The organism is Arthrobacter sp. 2RAF22 (assembly GCF_052115325.1).
GTDB lineage: Bacteria > Actinomycetota > Actinomycetes > Actinomycetales > Micrococcaceae > Arthrobacter.
In genome coordinates, this window is record NZ_JBFRGL010000004.1 from 102,806 (window position 1) to 119,518 (window position 16,713).

Sequence of the window (16,713 nt, forward strand, 5' to 3'; positions counted from 1 at the left end):
GTTAGGCTGTCACCATGTCCGCCGCCGACACCCCGCAAGGCACCCCCGGAACACCGGATTGGGCCGCGCGGGCCGACCACGCCGCACGCTCGGTGACCCGGCATTTCGGACGGCGCCTCCTCTTCCTTCCAGGAACCCATCTTGCGGCGTCGGTCCGGCCCTCCAGCCATTCTCCGTTTCAGTCGTGGAACTACTGGTGGCAGGCGCACTACGTCGATTGCCTCGTGGACGCGGGGTTGCGCGAACTGGCCTCGGGATCAAGGTTCGACGGCGGTGATCGCCCTAGTGCCGGCGAGCTCGCTTCACGCGTGGTCGCCAGCATCCGGCTGCGCAACTTCCTGCGCTACGTCAACAGCTACTACGACGACATGGCGTGGCTGGCCCTCGCCGTGCTGCGCTTGGATTCCTTGGCCGCGCGGGCGCAGAAGCCTGGCCGACGACGCAACGCCCGGTTGCAGAAAAGCCTCTCTCCGCAGTTCGAATCGGCTTCCACCCAACACATGGGCGGCGGCACCTTCTGGAGCACCAAGCGCGATTTCAAGAACACCCCGGCCACGGCGCCGGTGGCCTTGCACTTCGCCCGGACCGGTCATCCAGTGCGGGCACAGGGGCTCCTGGACTGGCTCGACGCCACGCTCTTCGAACCCGCGCGCGGCCTATACCTCGACGGCGCGTGGATCAAGGAGGGCAAGCTCGTCGTCGCCGAAGAGATCTACACCTACAACCAGGGTCCAGTGCTCGGCGCCTTGTTGGAACTCGGTGGAGACGCGAACCTGGCACGCGGCGCCGCCCTGGTGGGCTCGGTGGCCGAACATCTGACGGTCCGTGAGCCTGACACTCAGGGGAGGCTCGTTCTCCGCGGCGAGGGCACCGGCGACGGCGGGCTCTTCACCGGAATCCTCGTCCGCTACCTGGCGCTCGCCGCCGGAGACGTGCGGTTGCCCGCCCCCACCCGCGCTGCCGCGCGGCAATTGGTCCTCGATACCGCGGAGGCTCTGTGGGCGGGACGGACGGTGCGCACCGACGATGCCAACGAAGCTTCCGGAAAGGACGACGGCGGTTGGCTCGTCTTCTCGACGGAACCGCAGCGCCCGGCGGCCGAGACGTACGCGCCGGGCACCGCCGTCGAACTCTCCACCCAGCTGCAGGCGTGGATGGTGTTGGAAGCCGCCGCGCGCGTCCAATAATTGTCAGTGCCGGGGCCTAGTCTGGAGCTGTGAACCCGATCCCGAGCCCGATACCCGTCACTCTGGTCGGTGCGCCGCCGGAATGGTGGCAGATCGTTGGCGCGCTCAGCCCGCTCGCTGTCCTTGTCGCGGCGATGGTTGCCGCGATCGTAGGCCTCCTGTCCCTGCGGCAGAAGGCGCGCGCGGATGACAGGTCCGAGTGGTGGCGCCGCGCCCAATGGGCCCTCGACGCGTCCCTGTCCCGCAGCCGCTCCGAAGCCGAAATGGGTCAAAAAGCCATCGAAATTCTGGGCCACAGCGAACTCGCGTCACGGGAGGAACTCTCGCTCCTCAAAGTCGGCACTGAGGACGCGCTCCTGGCAGCCGCCACGGCGTCCGAACCCCGCGCCGTCGTCCCCTCACAGCGTCCTGCCTCGGTGGGCGCCGAGGACCGCAAGGTGCAGATCGCCGCTGCCAAGGCCAGGGTCTTGCTAGATAAGCGGCTCGGTGAGGACAGTCCAGGCTGGATCGTCGCTCTGTCCCGGGAGAAGTCCGAGTAGGTCCTACTCTGCCACCGCGGGCTTTTTCTTCTGCGGATACGGGGTCTCCTGCCTCGCCAACATCTCGACAAAGCCAGCAATCTTCCTGGCCCGCGTCTCCGCCTTCTTCACCGAGTTGGTGCGGTAGATCAGGGAATAGCGGTTGACCGCGGTCAGCACATCGAACATCGCCTGGGCTTCGGGAACCGCGGCGATGGCGGCAGCGAGGTCCTCGGGGACTTCCGCGTCCGCTTGGCCCACATAGGCAGCTTCCCAACGACCGTCGGCCTTGGCGCTGTCGACGGCGGCCCATCCGGCCGGAGTCATCTTGCCTTCAGTTTCCAAACGGGCAATGTGCCCCACGTTCCGCTTGGACCATGGGCTTTTGGGGCCGCGGCGGGTCATGCGCTGGTAGACGCTTTCGTCGTCGCGCCTTCTGCCTTGGCCGTCGATCCAGCCGAAGCAAAGCGCTTCATCCAAGGCCGCGGCGTAATCGAGTTCCGTCACGTTGCCGCCCTTCTTGTGCAGCACGAGCCACACGCCCGGGCTATCGGCGCCGTTCTTTTCGAGCCAGGACCGCCACTCGGCAGCATCTTTGACGATCAGTTCTTCAAGTTCAACAGCCATGGCCCCATTCTGGTGCCAGCTAGGCTGTGGCGAAAGCCCACTGACTTCACGCCCAACCCTCGCTCACCTATATGGGCCCTTACCCCGACGCTCGCTCACGTATATCGGCCTTTCCGGAAACGCTCGCTCAGATCATCTGAGCGAGGGATCCCGAGTTTGGCCACATACGTGAGCGAGCGTCGCCCGATTCGACGACATAAGTGAGCGAGCGTGCAGGAGTTTGGCTCGACGCAATCCTGGCTGTCTGATTCGTACGGCATGGAACAGCACGGGATGGGGTAGAACTTAACCATGAGTGTTCGTACCCCTGACCCGTACTCCGGCTGGCTTTCCGATGAAGACCTCTTCGAAGCCCGCGGCCGCCTCCCCATGGTTTACGTGGAGGCGGTTCCCGTCCGTCTGGATCCGCTCGGATTCGTCAACGAGGTAGGTACCCTTCTGCAAGGCGACGCTGACGGCACCATGGTCCGTTCCTTCGTGTCCGGCCGCGTGCTGTATCGCGAAACTATCCGGGCCGCGCTGTTGCGCCACATGGAAAAGGACCTCGGCCCGCTGGCCTTCCCGCAATTGCCCGTCAGTCCCGTGCCGTTCACGGTGGCCGAGTACTTCCCGGCACCGTCGCAGACCGGCTTCACGGACGACCGCCAACACGCCGTGTCCCTTGTTTACGTCATCCCCGTGACGGGCGAGTGCGAACCTCGCCAGGACGCCCTCGAGCTGACGTGGATGACTCCGCAGGAAATCCTCAGCGACGACGTCCAGCAGGAATTCAGCGGCGGCCGCGGCAATCTGGTGCGCCAGGCTCTGGCCTTCGCCGGCGTCGGACAGTAGCCCGCGCAGTTAGTAGCGGCAGCGCGGGTAATAGCCGCCTCCCCGATTTGCTCGGTGGGGTTTTATAGACTGTTGGGCGGACCCCAAGAGAACCAAAGGACTTCCGATGACTCACAGCCCAGCCGACCAGCAGTACCGTGAAAAGCAGGCTGGGGCCCTGCAAATCGGGGACTACCTGTTCCTCCCTGGTGATGGTCCCGCGGAGCAAATCACCCAGATTGAGCTCGAACACGACGATTTTGGCGTGCCCGCGCTCATCCTGGTGACCACGCTCGACGGCGGGAACGTGCGGATCGCGATCGGGTCCAGCGTTCCGGTGGGCGAAGCGACCGCCATCCCGGACGTCGCCGACACGCCGCTCGCCGAAGTTCCGGCCCCGCTCGGCGAAGAGCCGGCCCTGGAGCCGGATACTAGCGACGCGCCCGACGGCGGTACCTCCGACGGCGGCGACGCGCCCGCGGAAGCCGTTCCCGCCGTCGTCGTGCCTCCTTTGCCTGCGGTGGCACCGACTGTCAGCCGGCCGGCGGGGCCGGATCCCGCGCAGCTCGCCCTGATCCCCGAACCGACAGACTCTCCCGAGAACATCGTGGGCGCCGCTGGCGAAGCGCACCCCGGCCGGAATGGGGTCGCGGTGCTGAGCGAGCGCCTCGTGAAGGGCATCAATACGAAGTCGGGAAGCTGCCTGCGGGACCTGAGCGACCTGGCCCACGACCTTTTCATCGAGCTGCGGGATCCGGACCGCGCCCTCGCGGTGGCCGATATTCTCAATGTGCTCCCCTACGACGGAAACCGCGACCGGTGGATGTCCGTTGAACGTTCCCTCGCACTTTCCAGCTTCATTTGCCGTGAGCTCGGCCAAACGGAACGCGCGGCAGTCTACGATCAACTCCTGCAAGCCCCGGACACCGTGGAGACAGACCCGTTCAAGGCCCGGATCGCCGCCAAAGTCCGGCAGCGCGGGCTCAACGAACCGAACCTGTACGACAAGGAAATCTTCCGCTCCATCGACAACGGCAACCGCGATGCCGAGCGCGAATGGCGGCTGCTCCGGCTCGAAACCCTGCTGTTCCTCCGCTCGCACGGCGGCTCGAACACCCTGGGCGTGGGGGAACTCGATCACCGGATCGCGAACGAACTCGAGGCCGTGCGGGCGTAGGCGCTATCGGAGGATTTCGCAAGACCTGTCGCGTTCGCGCCAACGGCGGTAGATTCGGGCCATGACGAACAATCTGAGCGTTGTTGTTAATGCCGACGCGCAGCAAGTTTGGACTTCGCTGCGCGAACCGTCGCTCGTAGCTCAATGGCACGGCTGGGAGGCCGACGAACTCGGCGACGAAATCAACCAGATCTACTTCAGCACCGACGTGGTCGAGGGTCCCGACCACACAAGCCTCACTGTGAACGGCGGCGACGTCTTCGAGCTCACCCCGGTCAGCGGAGGCACCGAGGTCCGCGTGACGCGGGCGGCCCTGGACCATGATTCCGAATGGGCCGCGTGGGACGAAGACATCACCCAGGGCTGGCTGACGTTCCTGCACCAGCTCCGATTCGCCCTGGAACGCCATCCGCACGGGCACCGGCGCACGCATTTTGTCTCCCTGCCTGGCGGCAGCGGATCCGGGATCCAGAAACTTGGACTGGCCGACGTCCCGGCACCTGGCGAGGAATACTCGCTCACGCTTCCCACGGGCGAGGCCCTCTCCGGCAAGGTCTGGTTCCGGAGCAACCACCAGGTGGGCCTCACCGTCCACAGTTACGCGGAACATGGCGACGGGCTGCTGATTGTGGCTGACCAGCCGGTGATTCCGGAGAAGAGGCCCGACGGCGGCACGATCGTGATCGCTTCGACCTACGACCTGGGCGCGGCCAGCCTGGACTCGATCCGCTCCCACTGGGACAGCTGGAAGGCTGAGAACTACCCCACAGAGGTGCATTCGCACTGACGATTCACGCTCCGGGGCTGGCAGACTGTAACGGTGCCAGCCGATTCTTCCGTGCCCCATTCCGGGTCTAACTCCGAGTCCGATCCGTCCACGCTCGCAGCTGCCCAGCAGTCCGCGTTTTCCTTCGAGGTGGGTGCGCGGCTCAGCGAAACGCGCCCGCCGTCGTCGGGCTTCTTGAACGCCGACGGCGGCAGCCGTCACGACGGCGGCCAGCGCGGAGAGTTCCTGGGCCGCACCGGCACCATCACCACCCCGCACGGCCAGATCCAGACGCCCGCGTTCATCGCCGTCGGGACGAAAGCCACTGTCAAAGCCGTTCTGCCCGAATCCATGAAGGAGCTCGGCGCGCAGGCTTTGCTGGCCAACGCCTACCACCTGTATCTGCAGCCAGGGCCGGAGATCCTCGACGCGGCGGGCGGTCTTGGCGCCTTCATGAACTGGGACGGACCCACATTCACGGACTCGGGCGGATTCCAGGTGATGAGCCTCGGCTCGGGGTTCAAGAAGGTCATCGACATGACCTCCGTGGATGCGTCGGGCCCAGACGATGCCGTGGCCCCTGGCAAGGAGCGGCTGGCGCACGTGGATGAGGACGGCGTCTGGTTCAAGTCGCACTTGAACGGGGACAGGCACCGTTTCTCGCCGGAGATCTCCATGCGGGTGCAGCACCAGATCGGCGCAGACATTATGTTCGCCTTCGACGAGCTGACCACCCTGCAGAATTCCCGCGGCTACCAGGAGGAATCCCTGGAGCGCACACGTCGTTGGGCCGAGCGCTGCGTGGTGGAGCATGAGAGGCTGACGGCGGAGCGCGTGGGCAAGCCCTACCAAGCCCTGTTCGGCGTCATCCAGGGGGCGCAATACGAGGACCTCCGCCGCAGGGCCTGCCGGGATCTTGGTGGGATGCCCTTTGACGGTTTCGGCATCGGCGGTGCACTGGAGAAGGAGAACCTCGGCACCATTGTGCGTTGGTGCAACGAGGAACTTCCCGAGAACAAGCCCCGCCACCTCCTGGGCATCTCCGAGCCGGACGATATCTTCACGTCCATCGAAAACGGTGCCGACACCTTCGATTGCGTCTCCCCTACCCGCGTGGCCCGCAACTCGGCGTTTTATACTCCGTCCGGTCGGTTCAACCTTTCCGGAGCCCGCTACAAATCGGATTTCGGACCCTTGCAGGACGGTTGCGATTGCTACACCTGCGCCAACTATTCGCGCGCGTATATCCACCACCTGTACAAGGCCCATGAACTGCTCTCGCACACGCTCATCTCCATCCACAACGAGCGCTTCGTGGTGAAGATGGTGGACGACGCCCGCTTGGCCATCGAATCCGGGGACTTCTTCGAGTTCAAGGCCGAGACGTTGGGGCGGTACTACTCCTAGGGTCTCGGTCGCTTCCCGGGCAGGCGACCCGCCGTCGTCGTCGAGATCGCGCCAAGGGGCGCCTCAGGGGCGGTCGGCCGTCACCACGCCGATCACCAGCAGCACCACATTGAGCACGACGGCGGGCGTCACCAAAACCTCCGGCGCGTTGAACAGCATGCCCAAGGCCAAAGGCGCCAGGGCGAAGAGGCACAGCACGTAGCCCCGGATCCTGGTTCCAAGCATGGCGGGTCCGCTCCGCCCAAGCTGCATCAGGTACACGAGCTTGGTCAGGTCTTCCTGCTGGCGGAAGGCTCGTCGCAGCATCCCCGCGCCCAAACCGCCTCCCGCCGCCGCACCCAGGACGAGGAGCTCCACCCGGAAGCCGCCCGCCAGCACGAAAAATCCGGCAGCCGCCGTCGTCCACAAACCCATCAGCATGACCGGCAGCGCGACGTGGACCCAGCGCGAAGCTGTCCTCGAAATCGGGAGGAGGGCGTCGAGGCTGGGGGCCATGCGCAATTGCCAAAGGGGCCCTGCCGCCGCTGTGGACGAGAAGATCGCCGCGGCAAGCAGCACCGGAAGCAGGATGACGGGTGAATCGAACGTCCGGACCAGCCCGGTCAAGGGAACGACGGCGAGACCCAGGCCCCAGCGCCACAGCCGCCCGGGTTGCCGGGCGAGCACAGTTGCCTCCGCGTGGAAGAGCGCGCCTGCTGCGGTGCTGGGCGTGCCGGGGAGCTTGACCCGGCTCCGTTTGCCGCCGCTGGAAAGCGAGGCACTGAGTTCCCCGGTGTCCATGAGCGTCAGTGCAGCCTGAACATGTCCCCTCGCGGACCCGGCTTTGAGCAGCGATGTCGTGCGGACGCTGGAAAGCTTGTTCCGCATCCCGAGCGCCGCCGCAACCAAAGCGACAGCAGGGGCAACGGCGAAGATCCAGTTCCCCTGCAGCGTCCCGAACAGCATCGCGCCGAGTGCGGCCGAAGCAGCCGCCAACAGCCAGTTCATCGGCCTACCTTGCCCGGCCGCCGCCCGTGAACGCGTCTGGGCGAACGCGGCCAGCGCGAGAATAGCGGCACCTGTCAGTGCCCCTGCCAGGACCCGTCCGGCAAACACCATCGCGTTCGAACCGCTGATGACTGCTACCGGGATGGTGGCGAGGGCTCCGACGACGGCGGCAGCCGAGACTGCGCGACGCAATCCTCGGGCTAGAAGCGGCTCGCGGTCGATAGCCAGCGAGTACCACCAGTGCCGCTGATTCGCCGTGATGGCCAGTGGCCCGAGCCTGCCCGCCACCCAATAGGCCGCGAGGCCCAAGAGCCCGAACCCAACCACCAGGCCGTATTCAACGGGGACCACGCCGTAGCCGACCGAAATCAGGTGGCCGCCGAAGCCATGCTCCGCTGCGGCAGTGAGCCCGTTGAGGAGGCCAATCGCGTAAATCAGGCCGACGCCGAACGTCAGGAATTGGATGTACAGTTCGTTGAGCCTGGAGAGCAAGGACTGGCCCCGCGGGCGAATCACCTTTCGAGTGGCACGCTCGGGGTCGAAATCCACGAACTCCGGCTGCGCTACGGCAGCAGTGGACATGCTCACCGGCGAATCCTTGCCACAGCCTCGTCCGTACTGACCACGCGCGCACCGCCGTCGTCGACTATTACCGCCCGGGTGCACGCCGCTTGGGCGACGTCCGCATCGTGGGTGACCATGACGACGGCGGCACTCTTCTTGGCAGTCCGGGCGATCCGCTGCGCAAGCAGGCCGCGCATGCGGGTATCGAGCCGCTGTTCCGGTTCGTCCAGGACAAGCAGTTCGAAGGGCCGGATGAATGCCGAGGCGAGGAGGAGTTTGCGGCGCTGTCCGGAGGAAAGCTGATCGGGAAAGGCATCGGCGGCGGTTTGAAGCTCGAAGAAGCCGATCTCTTCCTCCACAGCCCCGTCGGGGTTGGCGAGGCCATGCCCACGGGCCACCAAGGAAAGGTGCTCACGGACCGTGAGTGAATCGAAGTAGGCATCCTCATCCAGCAGCACCGAGACCTTGCTGCGGAAGAGGGCCGAGCGGTCGTCCGGCATCAAGCCAAGAACGTGGGCATCGCCCTCAATGGCGGCCTGGGCGCCAATCATCGTGCGCAGCAGGGTGGACTTGCCGGCACCGTTTTCGCCCACCATCCCGAGCACTTGCCCGGAGAAAACCTCGACGTCGAGCGGCCCGCACACAGCATGCTCGCCATAGCCTGCAACAAGATTCTCGGCCGTCAGAACGGCGCTTCCCAGCTTCATCCTCTGAAACTACCGGACTTCCCTGCGGTTCCCCTGAGCCGACGGCCGGACGCCCGCTCACATAAATGCCGTCCCGGCCCGACGCCCGCTCACATAAATGCCGTCCCGGCCCGACGCCCGCTCACATAAATGCCATCCCGGCCCGACGCGCGCTCACATAAATGCCATCCTGGATTTCCTGCTCAGGCCCAGTAGCTGGGCTCGCGCTTCTTGATCCAGCCAATGACCAAGGACGTCACCGGCACGAGGATGTACTGGACGCCGACCTTGTACACGAAGCCAACCAGCACGTAGTTGACGAAGCTTCCGAAGTCCGTAATGCCAATGACCGACGCCGCGATGCTGCAGAAGATAAGCGTGTCCACGAATTCGCCGACCCCGGACGAGCCCATGAGCCGGGCCCAGAGAGTTCTCTCACCCGAACGGGCTTTCATCTTCACCAGGATCAGGGAGTTGATTGTCTGGCCGGCCAGGAATGCGAGAAGGGAAGCAAGGACGATCTGGGGAACCGGCCCCAGTGCGCCTTCGATGGCGGCCTGCTTGGCGTTGCCATAGTCGTCATTGAAACCCGGCAGCGCGATGATGATCCAGTAGCAGAGCGATGCGAACGCTGACAGCGCGAACGAGGTGATGATCGCTTTGCGGGCAACCTTGAATCCATAGATCTCGCTCATGACATCGCCAAGAATGTAGGCAAGCGGGAAGAGGAAGAATCCGCCATCGGTGATGATCGGACCGAAGACGACGCCTTTGGCAGCGCCAATATTGGACAGGATCAGCACGACGGCCATGCATGCCAGCATGATGCCAAAGTACGGGGAGCCTATCGACGCGAAGCGCGGCGCGGGTTTACTGAGGGTCTGGGATTCTGGTGCTGACGTCATAGCTTGTCCGTTCATAGTGGTTCGCGCAGGCGGCTGGAGTAAGCACGGCGCCCCGCTGTATTAGCACTGGTGGTGGACCCGCCTGCAAAACCGCGGAGCCTCCCCCATTCTCGCATCGGGGAATCGAGAATTGTCAGGCAAACTCGCCACCGCCGACGACGCGTGTCACCCCAGGTGAGCGAGCGTCCGGCCAAAACCCGACATAGGTGAGCGAGCGTCCGGCCCAAACCCGACATAGGTGAGCGAGCGTCCGGCCAAAACCCAACATAAGCGAGCGAGCGTCGGGGTCGCCCCGGACCCGTTCGACCCCCTCTGGCGGGGCGGCGCGGGGTACGGCAAGCTTGGTCGAAGACCAGCAGAGCGGCGGGATACGGAACGGAGCGAGGGACGCACATGGCAGCGAACTTTGACACGGTGGACGACTACATCGCGGCGCAACCCGGCGAGGTGCAACCCATCCTTCACGAGGTCCGACGGCGGGCCCTGGCAGCAGTGCCCGGAGCCGCGGACAGGATCAGTTACGGGATCCCCACCATCACGCTCGACGGCCACTATGTCGTGTATTTCGCGGCGTGGAAGCACCACATTTCCGTCTATCCAGTGCCCGACGGCGGCGAGGACTTCGAGCGCGAAATCGCCCCGTTCCGGGCGGCCAAGGGGACGTTGAAATTCCCCCTCGGGAAGCCTATGCCGTACGAGATCATCGAAGAGGTGGCGACGCTGCTGTCTGAGCGCGAGAGGCGACGGGGCGGGTACTGACAATCGGCCTGGGCAGGGGTACGGTACAGCCATGCGCCGCGATGAGCTCGAGCACGCCATCCGGGCCGCCACGGATGTCATCCACGGCGACCGGGTGATCGTGATCGGCAGCCAGTCAATTCTGGGATCGTTCACGGAGGACCAATTACCTGCCACGATCACCATGTCGGATGCCGTCGACATCGCGCCATTTTCCGACGACGACGCCGGCACGCTCGCGGACAGCATCGATTCTGCCCTTGGCGAGTGGTCGCCTTTCCACAAGGAGTTCGGGTTCTATGTCCAGGCGGCCGAAAGGGAGACCGCGGTGCTCCCCGACGACTGGGAGTACCGCCTGGTCGGCGTGCGCAATGAGCGGACCCGAAACAGCACCGGGCTTTGCCTGGACCCTTACGATCTCTGCGCGGCGAAGCTCATTGCTGCACGCCCCAAAGACCACGCGTTCGTTCTTGCACTCATCGAGTCATCCCTCATCGAGCGCGTCCGGCTCGTGGACAGAATCAGGCTGATAGACCCATCCGAGCCTCGACGGGATGCGGCTTTGTCTTGGGCCATGTCCGTTTGACCCGGCCCCGGCCGGCCCGAACCCGTCCGAAACCGAAGGAGCTAGGTAATGACCAAGGTAGTGGCGTTCATGTCGATGTCCCTCGACGGCTACGTGGCCGATCTCGAGGACGGCGTTGACGAGGTCTTCGACTGGTACTTCGCCGGCGACGTCGACGTCCCTACCTTCAATCCGGGCTTCACGTTCCATGTTTCCGAAGCGAGCGCTGAACACCTACGGGCTTTGATGGGCGAGGTAGGCGCGATGCTCACCGGGAGACGCACCTCCGACCGCGCCGACGCTTGGGGCGGCCAGCACCCGTTCGGCGTGCCCGCGTATGTGGTGACGCATCAGATGCCGGAGGGGTGGCCCCGCCCCGACACGGCGGTGCATTTCGTCACCGACGGACTGGAAAGCGCCGTCGCGCAGGCAAAGGCCGCTGCCGGCGACAAGATCGTCGGCATGCACGGGCCGGACACCATTCGGCAGTGCCTCGATGCCGGCCTGCTGGACGAAATCCGCGTCGATCTGGTTCCGCTGCTGCTCGGATCCGGTATCCGGATGTTCGACCGCGTTGGGAACGCGCCGCTCACTTTGGGCAACCCGACCGTCGTCGAGGGTGTGGGTGTCACGCACTTGAGCTACCCGGCCCTCAAGGAGTAGACCCCAAACGTGCCGCACGAAACTACCCCGAGTGCGCCTCCAGGAACGCGTACACCTCAGTCTCGTCGACGCCGGGGAACGCGCCCGGCGGCATGGCGGCCAGCAGGTGCGAGTGGGCGCGGGCGGACGGCCAGGCGTTGCCTGCCCAGGATGAAGCCAACGACGCCGGCGGGCGCTTGCAGCAGTTCGGGTCCGGGCACGTCGAGGTAGCCCGCGCCGTCGTCTCCCTCCCGCGGAACCACTTCACGTGCTGGTACGGAACACCGATGCTGAGCGAGAACTCTCCCGCCGCCGATCGCTCCGTGCGCGCCGTGCACCAGTAGGTGCCGGAGACGGTGTCGGTGTATTGGCTGTAGGCGCTGAACTTGTCCGGAACGTCGAACACGGCACGCGAAGTCCAGGCTTTGCACGCCGGTTGGCCCTCAATGGCGCCGGTATGGTCCTGGGGGAAGGCCACGCCGTCGTTCTCGTAGGCCTTGTAGATGATGCCGCTCTGGTGTGTCTTCTGGAAGTGGGTGGTGATGCCCAGGTGTTTCGTCGCGAGGTTGGTGAAGCGGTGTGCAGCGGTTTCGTAGGAGACGGCGAAGGCGTCGCGGATGTCCTCCACCGCGATCTCCTTGGCGGCCTTCGCCTTCTGCAGGAACTCCAGGGTGGCGTTCTCGGGCAGGAGGAGAGCCGCGGCGAAGTAGTTCGTCGCGACCCGCTGGGCCAGGAAGTCGCCGTAGTTCTTGGGTGTCTCGTGGCCCAGGACGTAGTGTCCCAGGGCCTGCAGGAGGACCGAGCGGGGATCGTGGTCCTGCCGTTGGCTCTGCGTGAGATAAATTCGGTGATTCTTTAGATCGGTCACTGAACGGGTGGAATGGGGCAGGTCACCCACGTGGTGGAGCGTGAATCCGAGGTGGTCCGCGATGTCCGCAATGACGTGCTGGCTCAAGGGCCCGGTCGTGTATCCAACGCCTTTGAGGACCTTCTGCGCCTCGGCCTCGTACTCCGGAAAATAGTTGCCGCGCTCGCGCATCATGGCACGCAGTTCGCCGTTCGCGCGGCGAGCCTCTTCCGGCGTCGCGACCTGCTCGTTGAGCTTGCGTTCAAGCTCCTGCAGGAGGCCCACTTGCGACTCGAGAACATCGAGTGGAAGCCGCGAGCTGACACGGATTTTCGGCAGGTTCAACGACTCGTACAGGGGCCCGCGCTGGTACCGTTCGAGCTCGATTTCCAAGGCCGCCCGGCGGCTGGGCGGTTCCGCTCCGAGCAGCTGTTCGATGCCGACATTCAGGGCCGCCGCGAGCTGCTTCAGCAGGCCAAGTTTGGGCTCGCGCTTGCCGTTCTCAATGAGGCTCAGCTGGCTCGGGGCGGTCCCGACGGCGGCACTCACGTCGTCGAGGGTCAGTCCGGCCTGCTTGCGCAGATACCGCACGCGGCGGCCCAGGCTGATGACGTCCAGTTCGGCGGTGGAAGCGGACGACGACGGCGGCGGTACTTCGCGGTTCCAGCTCACAGGTGACATTTCTTGAGGATACGCGAAGAAGTGCATTTCTTTCCATGGTTTTTATCTAGAAAGCCCCTTGAAAGTGCTGAAAAGTAATAACCACGAAGTCCCGGTCGATGTGAACTGCAATGGCGCAGCGAAGGTCGGCCGGGGCGACATGCACAGCAACACGCCACAGTAGCGTCAAAGGAGACAGAACAATGACCGCAGCATTTGAACCAGGGCAGCCCACCTCCGCTCAGCAGCAGGCCGCCGCACTGGAGCTCGAATGGGCTGCCGACCCGCGTTGGGAAGGCGTCACCCGCGATTACTCGGCCACCGACGTCGTCCGCCTCCGCGGCCGCGTCTCCGAAGAACACACCCTGGCCAGGCGCGGCTCCGAGAAGCTGTGGAAGCAGCTCACGGAAGAGGCTAAGACCGGCGGTTACACCAACGCCCTCGGTGCGCTGACCGGCAACCAGGCCGTGCAGCAGGTCAAGGCCGGGCTGCGGGCCATCTACCTTTCCGGATGGCAGGTCGCGGCCGACGCCAACAACTCCGGCCACACCTACCCGGACCAGTCGCTGTACCCGGCGAACTCGGTCCCCACGGTGGTCCGCCGCATCAACAACGCCCTGCTCCGCGCCGACCAGATCGAATTCTCCGAAGGCATCCAGACCGTCGAGGACTGGCTGGTCCCGATCGTCGCCGACGCCGAAGCCGGTTTCGGCGGCCCGCTGAACGCCTACGAACTCATGAAATCCATGATCCAGGCCGGCGCCGCAGGCGTGCACTGGGAAGACCAGCTCGCGTCCGAGAAGAAGTGCGGCCACCTCGGCGGCAAGGTGCTCATCCCCACCCAGCAGCACGTCCGGACCCTGAACGCCGCCCGCCTCGCGGCCGACGTCGCGGGCACCCCGTCGGTGATCATCGCCCGCACCGACGCCGAGGCAGCCACCCTGATCACCTCCGACGTCGACGAGCGCGACCAGGAATTCATCCTCCGCGAAGGGGGACAGCCGGTCCGTACCGCTGAGGGCTTCTACAAGGTCCGCAACGGCATCGAACCCTGCATCGCCCGCGCCAAGGCCTACGCCCCCTATTCGGACCTCATCTGGATGGAAACGGGCACCCCGGACCTCGAACTCGCCCGCAAGTTCGCCGAGTCCGTCAAGGCCGACTTCCCGGACCAGATGCTCTCCTACAACTGCTCCCCGTCGTTCAACTGGCGCAAGCACCTGGACGACGCAACCATCGCGAAGTTCCAGCGCGAACTCGGCGCCATGGGCTTCACCTTCCAGTTCATCACCCTGGCCGGCTTCCACGCCCTGAACTACTCGATGTTCGACCTCGCCCACGGCTACGCCCGCGAAGGCATGAGCGCCTACGTCGAACTCCAGGAAAAGGAATTCGCCTCCGAGTCCCGCGGCTACACCGCAACCAAGCACCAGCGCGAAGTCGGCACCGGCTACTTCGACGACATCGCAACTGCGCTCAACCCGAACGCATCCACCCTGGCCCTGGTGGGATCCACCGAAGAAGGCCAGTTCCACTAACCTCCCGACGGCGGGCCGCTGCCCCAGCGGTGCGGCCGACAAAGGCAATCCTCCGCGTGCTATTCCCCATCCCCGTCCTGTGGCCTCGCAAAGCTCGGCCGAGGACGGGGACAGGGCCCCTTTTACGCACGCTTCCGGATCACCTTCGCCGACCTTGCGGCGCTTGGCGACTGGCGCACGAGGCCGAAGAGTCCGGTATTGCGGCAGCCTGCGTAAAAGGGGCCCCGTTTCCGGGTCCGTCCTCGCTCAGCGAGGTCGGACCCGGAAACGGGGAATAGCAGGCAGAGCAATCCCGGTCCGAAGGCCGGAGCCAGCCACGCACCGTATCGAACCCAGCTAGGCCCGCCGTCGAACATTGCTTCTCTGAGGAGAGATTGAAATGAACAGCTTCACCGACAATTACACGATCAACGGCATCACGCTGACCGCCCAGCCCATTCACCGGCAGAACGAGGTTCTTACGCCGGACGCCCTGGAATTCGTGGCAGCCCTGCACCGCGCGACGGCGGAGCGCCGCCAGGAGCTGATGCAGGCAAGGCACGCCCGCCGCGGCCAGATCGCGAGCGGACAGGATCCCCGGTTCCTCCCGGAGACGGCGGAAATCCGGAATGATCCGACCTGGCGGGTCGCTCCTCCGGCACCCGGCCTCGAAGACCGCCGCGTGGAAATCACCGGGCCCGTGGACCGGAAGATGACCATCAACGCGCTCAACTCCGGCGCCAAGGTGTGGCTGGCCGACATGGAAGACTCCTCCACCCCCACGTGGCGCAACGTCATCCAGGGCCAGCTGAACCTCACCGATGCCCTGGAACGGCGCATCGACTTCACCTCACCGGAGGGCAAGGAATACAAGCTCCGTGCCGCCGAAGAACTGCCCACCATCGTGGTGCGGCCGCGCGGCTGGCACCTGCCGGAGAAGCACATGCTCATCGACGGGAAGCCCGTTGCCGGTGGCGTGGTCGACTTCGGCCTGTTCTTCTTCCACAACGCCCGCCGCCTGCTGGCACAGGGCAAGGGCCCGTACTTCTACCTGCCCAAGATCGAGAACCGCCTCGAGGCCCGGCTCTGGAACGACATCTTCATCCAGGCCCAGGACCTCCTCGGCATCCCGCAGGGCACCATCCGCGCCACCGTGCTGATCGAAACCATCACCGCGGCCTTCGAAATGGAGGAGATCCTGTACGAGCTGCGCGATCACGCCTCGGGCCTGAACGCCGGCCGCTGGGACTACATCTTCTCCGTGATCAAGAACTTCCGCACCCGCGGGCCCCGCTTCGTGCTCCCGGACCGCGCCCAGGTCTCCATGACCCAGCCCTTCATGCGCTCCTACACCGAGCAACTGGTCCGGGCGTGCCACCGGCGCGGCGCCATGGCGATCGGCGGCATGGCCGCAGCCGTTCCCAACCGCAAGGACGAAGCCGCCAACACGGCAGCGTTCGAAAAGGTCCGCGCGGACAAGACCCGCGAAGCCGGCGACGGCTTCGACGGCTCCTGGGTAGCCCACCCGGACCTGGTCCCGGTGTGCCGCGAAGTGTTCGACGCCGTACTCGGCGAGCGTCCGAACCAACTGGACCGCTCACGCGAGGACGTCACCCCCGACGACCGCGCCCTGATCGATGTCGCCTCCACCACGGGCACCATCACCGAGACCGGCATCCGGAACAACATCGAGGTGGGCATCCGCTACATCGAGTCCTGGCTGCGCGGCAACGGCGCCGTGGCCATCCACAACCTCATGGAGGACGCAGCCACGGCGGAGATCTCCCGTTCACAGCTCTGGCAGTGGATCTACTCGCACGCCATCACCGACACCGGCGAAGTCATCACCCGCGAATGGATCAACGACCTCCTGGACGAAGAGTTCGCCCGCCTGGAACGCTTCGACGACGACCGCTTCAACGATGCCCGCAGCATCTTCGAGGAAGTCACCCTGGCCGAGGAGTTCCCCACCTTCCTGACCATCCCGGCCTACGCCCGCTACCTCACGGAAGCCCGCGAGGAAGCCACCAAGGAAGAACTCGTCGCCGCTTGAACCCGTAGATAAAGCCCCCGCCGCTGGGCTGCCTGCACTCTTCGCAACAAGTGACCC

General features: G+C 65.2%; 16 protein-coding genes. 11 read left to right on the forward strand and 5 right to left on the reverse strand.

Annotated features, from left to right (window positions below; translation table 11 throughout):
• Positions 1-14: 14 nt before the first annotated feature.
• Both AB4068_RS05900 and AB4068_RS05905 read left to right on the forward strand, forming a co-directional pair.
• On the forward strand, positions 15-1,187 hold the full coding sequence (locus AB4068_RS05900) for a glycoside hydrolase family 76 protein (protein ID WP_332602448.1): 1,173 nt from the start codon (positions 15-17) through the stop codon (positions 1,185-1,187).
• A 29-nt stretch (positions 1,188-1,216) separates the two neighbouring features.
• Positions 1,217-1,726 (forward strand): hypothetical protein, encoded by a 510-nt coding sequence (locus tag AB4068_RS05905; RefSeq protein ID WP_059388555.1) that lies wholly within the window; start codon positions 1,217-1,219, stop codon positions 1,724-1,726.
• Positions 1,727-1,729: 3 nt separating this feature from the next.
• On the opposite strand, the gene AB4068_RS05910 is transcribed toward AB4068_RS05905, so the two are convergent.
• Positions 1,730-2,332 (reverse strand): YdeI/OmpD-associated family protein, encoded by a 603-nt coding sequence (locus AB4068_RS05910; protein WP_306963287.1) that lies wholly within the window; start codon positions 2,330-2,332, stop codon positions 1,730-1,732.
• 291 nt (positions 2,333-2,623) lie between these two features.
• On the opposite strand from AB4068_RS05910, the gene AB4068_RS05915 reads away from it, so the two are divergent.
• The 4 genes from AB4068_RS05915 (at position 2,624) to tgt (ending at position 6,492) form a co-directional block, all read left to right on the forward strand.
• Entirely contained in the window at positions 2,624-3,163 is a 540-nt protein-coding gene (locus tag AB4068_RS05915) for an NUDIX hydrolase family protein (protein ID WP_059388553.1), read from the forward strand.
• A 106-nt stretch (positions 3,164-3,269) separates the two neighbouring features.
• Complete coding sequence (locus AB4068_RS05920) at positions 3,270-4,319, forward strand: DUF6707 family protein (protein WP_306963285.1); 1,050 nt, start codon at positions 3,270-3,272, stop codon at positions 4,317-4,319.
• 61 nt (positions 4,320-4,380) lie between these two features.
• Positions 4,381-5,106 (forward strand): SRPBCC family protein, encoded by a 726-nt coding sequence (locus tag AB4068_RS05925; protein ID WP_059388552.1) that lies wholly within the window; start codon positions 4,381-4,383, stop codon positions 5,104-5,106.
• Positions 5,107-5,157: 51 nt separating this feature from the next.
• The gene (gene tgt, locus AB4068_RS05930) at positions 5,158-6,492 is read left to right on the forward strand and encodes a tRNA guanosine(34) transglycosylase Tgt (RefSeq protein ID WP_441432933.1); all 1,335 of its coding nucleotides are present in this window, start codon (positions 5,158-5,160) and stop codon (positions 6,490-6,492) included.
• Positions 6,493-6,555: 63 nt separating this feature from the next.
• Here tgt and AB4068_RS05935 read toward each other — a convergent pair whose 3' ends face one another.
• The 3 genes from AB4068_RS05935 to AB4068_RS05945 all read right to left on the reverse strand — a co-directional run bounded on the left by AB4068_RS05935 (position 6,556) and on the right by AB4068_RS05945 (position 9,634).
• Positions 6,556-8,061 (reverse strand): DUF6297 family protein, encoded by a 1,506-nt coding sequence (locus tag AB4068_RS05935; RefSeq protein WP_284988808.1) that lies wholly within the window; start codon positions 8,059-8,061, stop codon positions 6,556-6,558.
• A 2-nt stretch (positions 8,062-8,063) separates the two neighbouring features.
• The gene (locus AB4068_RS05940) at positions 8,064-8,750 is read right to left on the reverse strand and encodes an ABC transporter ATP-binding protein (RefSeq protein WP_284988682.1); all 687 of its coding nucleotides are present in this window, start codon (positions 8,748-8,750) and stop codon (positions 8,064-8,066) included.
• A gap of 182 nt (positions 8,751-8,932) precedes the next feature.
• The gene (locus tag AB4068_RS05945; RefSeq protein ID WP_059388549.1) at positions 8,933-9,634 is read right to left on the reverse strand and encodes a queuosine precursor transporter; all 702 of its coding nucleotides are present in this window, start codon (positions 9,632-9,634) and stop codon (positions 8,933-8,935) included.
• A 393-nt stretch (positions 9,635-10,027) separates the two neighbouring features.
• On the opposite strand from AB4068_RS05945, the gene AB4068_RS05950 reads away from it, so the two are divergent.
• Genes AB4068_RS05950 through AB4068_RS05960 form a run of 3 tightly spaced genes read left to right on the forward strand, consistent with a single transcriptional unit; the run spans position 10,028 to position 11,600 of the window.
• Positions 10,028-10,393, forward strand: coding sequence for an iron chaperone (locus AB4068_RS05950; protein ID WP_441432907.1), 366 nt, complete (start codon positions 10,028-10,030; stop codon positions 10,391-10,393).
• Between the two features lie 31 nt (positions 10,394-10,424).
• Positions 10,425-10,958, forward strand: coding sequence for a DUF6036 family nucleotidyltransferase (locus AB4068_RS05955; protein ID WP_441432908.1), 534 nt, complete (start codon positions 10,425-10,427; stop codon positions 10,956-10,958).
• 48 nt (positions 10,959-11,006) lie between these two features.
• Complete coding sequence (locus AB4068_RS05960; protein ID WP_441432909.1) at positions 11,007-11,600, forward strand: dihydrofolate reductase family protein; 594 nt, start codon at positions 11,007-11,009, stop codon at positions 11,598-11,600.
• 22 nt (positions 11,601-11,622) lie between these two features.
• Here the strand turns inward: AB4068_RS05960 and AB4068_RS05965 are convergent, their stop codons facing one another.
• Positions 11,623-13,134: a helix-turn-helix domain-containing protein gene (locus tag AB4068_RS05965; RefSeq protein WP_441432910.1), complete on the reverse strand. Its 1,512-nt coding sequence runs from the start codon at positions 13,132-13,134 to the stop codon at positions 11,623-11,625.
• 155 nt (positions 13,135-13,289) lie between these two features.
• On the opposite strand from AB4068_RS05965, the gene aceA reads away from it, so the two are divergent.
• Together aceA and aceB are read left to right on the forward strand one after the other, a co-directional pair.
• Positions 13,290-14,624 (forward strand): isocitrate lyase, encoded by a 1,335-nt coding sequence (gene aceA, locus AB4068_RS05970; RefSeq protein ID WP_441432911.1) that lies wholly within the window; start codon positions 13,290-13,292, stop codon positions 14,622-14,624.
• 379 nt (positions 14,625-15,003) lie between these two features.
• Positions 15,004-16,656, forward strand: a complete 1,653-nt coding sequence (gene aceB, locus AB4068_RS05975) for a malate synthase A (RefSeq protein ID WP_441432912.1) — start codon at positions 15,004-15,006, stop codon at positions 16,654-16,656.
• The last annotated feature ends 57 nt before the right edge of the window (positions 16,657-16,713 follow it).